This window comes from Marinobacter sp. B-12, assembly GCF_056857915.1.
Genome location: NZ_JBSXOB010000050.1, coordinates 1 through 3108 on the forward strand (window position 1 = coordinate 1; position 3108 = coordinate 3108).

Consider the following 3108-nt stretch of genomic DNA (forward strand, 5'->3'; position numbering starts at 1 on the left):
ATCGCTATGAAGACTCAGGCGAAGGTGGAAACAGAAAATTGGCAGTAGAGTAGGCTGAAGAGGATCAATCAGATAATCCGCTGAGAAAGATTTTCTTCTTTACATCTTTGGCATTTTATCAACCAGAAATTCCGGATACCCGCTTATTTTAACAAAAATTGTTTGCTGGGCGAAATGGCATTAATTCATGGCCAGCAACCTATCCACAATATGCTGAAATTCAAATGTTTTAGGGCATAAGAGTTTTATTCATATTGATCTTAGGGTCATCATGTTATGCCTCCTTGGTTTTGATCAGGGTATTGACCAGGCGCTCGATGGACATTTCCAGGCGCTTTATTTCCCTGTTGGTAGATTGCCGGTTCATCTCCATAAAAGTCCACATTTTTAAGGCGATTTGTACCATGCCAACAAAGATCATCACTAAGCCCCAAAATATTTTTTGCTCGTAGTTAAGCTCAGTAACCAAAAAGAACTGGTAGCCAGCCCAAAAGAGTAGCAGGGTGATCAGGAAGGTAAATATACCCACCAGTATCAACCAGCCGCCCAACGCGCCCTTATAGGCATTGGCCAACATGTTAAAAATGCCAGGTTCATGGGCCAGTATTTTGTCCAGTTTTTTGGCCTCGCTTTCTAATTCCTGTTTAATTTTTTCATCTAGGTTCATAAGATCACTCCTGTACGTTCGTCAATTTTTGCTTCAAAGTTTGCCTGGCGCGGTTAAGCCTGGACTTTACCGTGCCGGTGGGGATTGCCAACACTATGCTGATTTCCTGTATGCTCATATCTTCCAAGTAAAACAGGTGGATGGCCTGTTTATCTATTTCTGCAAGCTGTTCTATATGCTGCTTGAGTTCGTCATTACCTGAGTTGCGCTCAACATGGCCTATTTGTTCGATATCATTGTTGCAGAGCCAGCTTTGTTCATGTTGAGATTTTTTTAACAGGTCGAGAGTTTGCCAGCGCACCGCCTGGTAGAGCCAGCTCTTAAAGGCGCGTGGATCTTCAAGCCGCATCAGCGATCGGGCAACCTTGAGCCAGGCATTCTGGGTTACCCTGTGAATGAGGTGGTGCCTCTGCTATCCGTGGCTTATCAAAAGACCGGGGCCGATGTGGCATTAACTAACTTATCCCATAAACATGCAGGGCTGACAACCGAGCAGGCGACTCAAATAGCCTTTTATAAATTACAGGCCTATATGCGTCTGGATAAAAAAGATAAAGCACAGGCATTAATTAAAGAAATACGTACTTTTAATACTGCGTCTCCATTCAAAAGCCTGACCTTGGTTTATCAATTGTTAATTGATAAAAATGACGAGGCAGCGTTAATTCAGCTGGATACCGTACTGGCAAATGCGCCTTTTCACTCGGATGCCTTAAAATTAAAAGCACTCATGTTACTACAGCAGGACAACAAGACAGCAGCGGCAAGGGTGTATCAAACTTATCCGGCCAGACAAACAGCACTCCTCTACCTGGCAAGTGGTTAACGGTGCCAAGCAGTGCCGCATGGCAGAACTTGAACTTATCGCCTACCGAAAGCGGGTAGGGGATGGCCCGTTAGAAGCGGACGATGATGGAGCCGTGTATATCAATGCACTGTACCGAAATGACATGCAAATTATTGCCGAGGAAGATAAAAAATTCGAGCGGGCGATGGTTGAAGCAACAGAGCCGTTACTTAATTCCGGTGTCATTGAACTAACATCACTTTTTATGGGCAGGCAGAGTGATCCACAGGCCATAAAGCAAGAAATGCGGGATAGTTTAAAGGGTATTAGCATGAGTACGGCAATGACCGGATTTTTTATCGTGTCATATGAGCACCTGGCAGCCAAATGCTTAGGCCCCAACCCCGTCGAATTTACGCGTACTGAAGTATGGGATGATATAACTCGAACCGTTATGGGGGAAGAGGTATACCGCAATACCTACACTCAAACCTACCACTATACGATTGCCAGGCGACATGCCGATATATTCAAGCAATTAGGTGAAGGGACCAATGCTAATAACGTTGATGCGCTGGCAAATATTTATGGCGCGTCTGGTATGATTTCCGCAGACGCACAAAAGTCTTTATTCACAATGAGTGACAACCTGCGAGGCGTCGCAACGACTATGCAACGATATGCTTGCGACAGTGAAGAAATGAAAACGTTGGAAAGTGCACTTATAGGGATGACCCGCGCGCGGTTGTAAGGTAAGAAGTACAAGTATGTGCTAGCTTTACAAAAGGACGAGTATAACCGGCAAGCAATGCCGGTTATTTACATCTATATACAGGAATACGGGGCTAAGCTTGGGCAATTTGGTTAATCCGCAATTCAGTTTTCGGTAAACAAGAGAGGACAGGTGATATGGATAACACGTTTCTCGATTTACCCATGGATGATGAAGATTGTTTATTGCCCTTGCAATCAGCTTCAATCAGTTGCCGTATTGCTGTAGGGCCAGATAAGGACAAAATAGTACTTGCCTTGCAAACCTTGCCCGAAAAAGACGATGATAACTATGGTCATTTAGCTCAAATAGGCGGTTTTAGCTTACTTGTTAGGGAGTTTGCTGACAGCCACGAATCTGAGAAACTGGAACGGCTATGTCGGTACATGTATTGGTCAAAACCGGACATCCTGGTATGAGGCCTCTCGGGCTGCTCTGTACGTTTTTCGGACCTTGAGACTATAAATTTCCCACCCTATTGATCAGTAGATTTACATTAAAATCATATACACACTGTGATGCCAATTCAAGATAAAGGCGCCATTGCTAGTAACTCACTCTCATACCTATAAACGACATCGTCCAGAGCAGACGTTACTGTATCAATTGGTCGAACGCCACTACCCAGAATTTCAGAAGCAGCTTTCACAAAAAGGGAAGTCGTTACCACTTCATGTGGTAAAAGAGTTTGAAGAGTTTCTTAGGTGTGGTCGGCTTGAGCATGGTTTTTTGCGTGTAGTTGAGGGTTGGCAGACAAACGTGAAAAATTCCCCAAAAACAGCCGTAAAGGACTAAAATTAATAGCTTATGACACCTTTTTTCAGGATGATTGATCAGTCTTTGATATAAGTGAAAAAAGGCCGCGCACTAGGTACTGACGAA

General features: G+C 44.0%; 5 protein-coding genes and 1 pseudogene. 4 read left to right on the plus strand and 2 right to left on the minus strand.

The annotated features are described in order from the left end of the window. Window positions 1-274: 274 nt before the first annotated feature. Both AC13D2_RS09045 and AC13D2_RS09050 read right to left on the minus strand, forming a co-directional pair. Window positions 275-667 carry a DUF6768 family protein gene (locus AC13D2_RS09045; protein WP_138686922.1) on the minus strand — a complete coding sequence of 131 codons (393 nt, stop codon included), beginning with the start codon at window positions 665-667 and terminating at the stop codon, window positions 275-277. 4 nt (window positions 668-671) lie between these two features. Continuing rightward, window positions 672-1064 carry an RNA polymerase sigma factor gene (locus AC13D2_RS09050; RefSeq protein ID WP_283235263.1) on the minus strand — a complete coding sequence of 131 codons (393 nt, stop codon included), beginning with the start codon at window positions 1062-1064 and terminating at the stop codon, window positions 672-674. Here AC13D2_RS09050 and AC13D2_RS09055 point away from each other — a divergent pair. The 4 genes and pseudogenes from AC13D2_RS09055 to AC13D2_RS09070 form a co-directional block, all read left to right on the plus strand. Further along, window positions 1059-1493 carry a tetratricopeptide repeat protein gene (locus AC13D2_RS09055; RefSeq protein ID WP_151281268.1) on the plus strand — a complete coding sequence of 145 codons (435 nt, stop codon included), beginning with the start codon at window positions 1059-1061 and terminating at the stop codon, window positions 1491-1493. The two genes, AC13D2_RS09050 and AC13D2_RS09055, sit on opposite strands and share 6 nt — an antisense overlap. Window positions 1494-1512: 19 nt before the next feature. Beyond that, entirely contained in the window at window positions 1513-2205 is a 693-nt protein-coding gene (locus AC13D2_RS09060) for a hypothetical protein (protein WP_138686915.1), read from the plus strand. A 158-nt stretch (window positions 2206-2363) separates the two neighbouring features. Next, entirely contained in the window at window positions 2364-2645 is a 282-nt protein-coding gene (locus tag AC13D2_RS09065; RefSeq protein ID WP_020745568.1) for a hypothetical protein, read from the plus strand. Window positions 2646-2757: 112 nt separating this feature from the next. Continuing rightward, window positions 2758-2964, plus strand: a pseudogene (locus tag AC13D2_RS09070) (IS91 family transposase); the annotation flags it as partial. Window positions 2965-3108: the final 144 nt, after the last annotated feature.

Excerpts from the sequence above, each read along its gene's own strand:
- AC13D2_RS09045 (WP_138686922.1), bottom strand. The coding sequence starts at position 667 with ATGAACCTAGATGAAAAAATTAAACAGGAATTAGAAAGCGAGGCCAAA.
- AC13D2_RS09060 (WP_138686915.1), top strand. The coding sequence starts at position 1,513 with ATGGCAGAACTTGAACTTATCGCCTACCGAAAGCGGGTAGGGGATGGC.
- AC13D2_RS09065 (WP_020745568.1), top strand. The coding sequence starts at position 2,364 with ATGGATAACACGTTTCTCGATTTACCCATGGATGATGAAGATTGTTTA.